Below are 2,788 nucleotides of genomic sequence, written 5' to 3' on the forward strand. Positions count from 1 at the left end.
CATCCCCTGGATAGACGAACTAAAAAAACAACCAGCCTCGAAATTTTCTTAAATACAAATCTCACAACTCATAGAAAATTTTTGGTATATTAAAGAGGAACTAGCAGAAAGTCCATCAAAAATAGGGTCAACTTTTGCTGATTTTGGGAAATTTTTTCACCCTGAAATAAACCTTCCCCACCTAGCTCAAAAGTTCATCCAGACTGGTTTTGACTTCCTGAGTGCTGGAAGTCACTTCACCCAGTAAACTTAAGGAACCTTCACCGCTTACCCCCATATATAAGGCAAAACCCAGAAAATATTCATTTTCTTTACTTTTAACTGTCAAAAACCCCTCAAACCTGCATAAACTGGTAAGATATTAAAAGTAGTTTCAAGATATTTTCTGTAGTTTGAAGAGAAAGTTTTTATACGAAACAGAAATAGATGCTCTACTGGATGCCGCTAAAGCCAGCAGTAAATCTGCGAGAAATTTAGCCTTGGTCTTAGTAATGTATCGACATGGCCTGAGAGCCACCGAAGCATTGGCCATGCAATGGCAAGACATTAATTTCAAAGCTCAAGAAATCTACATCCGTCGTTGCAAGGGTTCCGTAAGTGGTGCTGCTCCTTTGTGGAGAGACGAACTCAAAGCGCTCAGTAATTATCGAAAAAAAAGTAGCGATCGCGACTTCGGCTTTGTCTGGTTAGGCCAAGGTCACAAACCTTTATCCTACGATGGCCTGTACAGGTTAATCAAGACATTAGGAGAAGCTGCCGACTTGCCATTCCCACTGCATCCGCATCAACTCCGCCATAGCTGCGGGTATCATTCAATCAACAAAGGCCACGATGTAAGATTAGTACAGCAACTACTTGGGCACAAATCAATTACCAACACAGTTAGATACACTGAACTGGCAGCCGGGGCCTTAAGAAAAATGGTTGATTGAATTAGTAGAAATTTCCCTGCAAGAATTGCGATCGCGACAAACTCAGCGTAATTTTTTACACTGGCAGAGGAAAAGTGCCGAGCCTCCAATCAACATACAAGTCTCGCGCTCGTAACCAACTGATTTATCTATCTTTCCATTTTTGGTTAAGCTTAAAACAAACTTGTCAATTCAGTCATATCTATCTATTTTTTTAAGTGTCTACTTAACAGTTAAACATTTGTTTCTTTTAGTAAGGAATTAAGCTTATCCCATTTTTCTAACATTTTATTCAAACCATTGGCTATTTCTTCTGCCAATTCATTAGTCTTGCACTCGCACACAAGCATCTCATTAGTTGGATTTTCAACGAAGATGAGAATCCCATCCCTCACATAAGCACTATCACTCAGGAAAACTTTGCATTCTTTCCACGTAAAAATTCCTTTTAATTCTAATATCATATTAATTAAATCCTTTTCGAGTGAAGTTAATGTTAACAACTTACTTAGGTAAAAAACCAGCTAATTTTTAATAATATTACTAGTTAAAGTAGGTAGGCAAAAAAAAAGGAAAATAAGTGTACAATTTTTGTGGTACTGATTATCTATAGTTAACCTGAAAACATTTTTTTGTTATATAGGATAATTTCCTGAGACATGAAGCTGCGAACCATTTTTAATCATTGTGTGACTAGTGTTGCCGTAATATCCATTGTTGACCGTGTGAAAGTATAGGTAGTCTTTGCTGCTTAAATTTAAAACTACCAACTGACCTGCCACCCCCACTAAATTAGTGATAAACCCTACAGTTCCGGCATAATACATATTATTTTGAGCAGATTTGACAGGCAATCCATAGATAGCAAGCTGACCAGAACCGCTACTAATACTGCTTGACAAAATTAGCCGAATCCAATAGTAAAGAATTCCCCCCACAATCTTGTAATAACCATTCCTTGCAGAATAACTCGGCCCCACAGCACTTCCTAAAGTCCTTAAAGTCGGAGTAAAAGCTCCTGCTGCCTCTATGACGGGTATCTCCTTCCCCCAAGCATAAGATTTCTGCGTGGTGTCGTGAAGGGCAATAGGATATGGTGGGTCCCAGTTTCCATCATTATTCCTGTCAGATAATATGTAAAGAATATTGGAATTATTGTGTAACCAAAATCTTCGACCACCACTATTATCATTAAATTCAATAGTCGGCGCACTCCCGGTGAGGCTTATATTATTTCCAGTGTGAACGCCACCCGAAGTATGTATCTGCCCATTACCAATCCTTACTCCCGGGCATCCAATCGCAGCATTGCTGGTTGTTGATGTGGCGGTTGCAGCGTTGGATACATACACCTGTTTGTTGTAAGCTCTAATCCAGGTACTATCAGTCATATACCAGCCGCCACCCCAACTTTGGAAATAAATTCCTGTATTGCCTTTGGCACGAAACCAATTCGCATAAACTGTATTGAAGGTAGGGGAAGCATCGTTCCTCACGCTTTGATTGAGATAAGTGGCGCGTTGCCAACCATCCCACAAGTCGGCATCTAATCCACTGCCAGACCCGTCATTCCCGGCGTGCCAAACTTTGTATGACTTGTTTCCCATAGACCATCCACCAACCTTAAGTTGATTGTCGGTGTCCAGCCCAAAGTGAAAAGCATACGCTCCAGGTCGGTGAAACGATATGAAGGCAGCGCCAGAGCTAGTGCCACTACCAGTTGAGCGCAACTCTAATCCACCATGAATGTTAGCTGTGATTCCAGAAGATGCAGGTTGATCGTGTGCAAAAATTATCCTAGCGTTAGCGAGGAATGTGTCGGCATCACTTCTAATAAAACTGCCAGCGTGCAAGCCATCTACCCTATCAGAATCGGC

General features: G+C 40.7%; 4 protein-coding genes. 1 reads left to right on the plus strand and 3 read right to left on the minus strand.

Annotation, left to right across the window (positions count from 1 at the left end; all coding sequences use genetic code 11):
• Positions 1–181 precede the first annotated feature (181 nt).
• Entirely contained in the window at positions 182–328 is a 147-nt protein-coding gene (locus tag AC3DU7_RS30360) for a hypothetical protein (protein WP_488042958.1), read from the minus strand.
• Between the two features lie 64 nt (positions 329–392).
• Here AC3DU7_RS30360 and AC3DU7_RS30365 point away from each other — a divergent pair, with 64 nt between their 5' ends.
• Positions 393–932 carry a tyrosine-type recombinase/integrase gene (locus AC3DU7_RS30365; RefSeq protein ID WP_488042959.1) on the plus strand — a complete coding sequence of 180 codons (540 nt, stop codon included), beginning with the start codon at positions 393–395 and terminating at the stop codon, positions 930–932.
• 212 nt (positions 933–1,144) lie between these two features.
• Here the strand turns inward: AC3DU7_RS30365 and AC3DU7_RS30370 are convergent, their stop codons facing one another.
• Entirely contained in the window at positions 1,145–1,375 is a 231-nt protein-coding gene (locus tag AC3DU7_RS30370) for a hypothetical protein (protein ID WP_488042960.1), read from the minus strand.
• A gap of 171 nt (positions 1,376–1,546) precedes the next feature.
• Positions 1,547–2,788 (minus strand): hypothetical protein (locus AC3DU7_RS30375; RefSeq protein ID WP_488042961.1); only part of this gene is annotated, 1,242 nt, incomplete at its 5' end.

It is taken from the genome of Okeania sp. (assembly GCF_983059655.1).

Excerpts from the sequence above, each read along its gene's own strand:
- AC3DU7_RS30370 (WP_488042960.1), bottom strand. The coding sequence starts at position 1,375 with ATGATATTAGAATTAAAAGGAATTTTTACGTGGAAAGAATGCAAAGTT.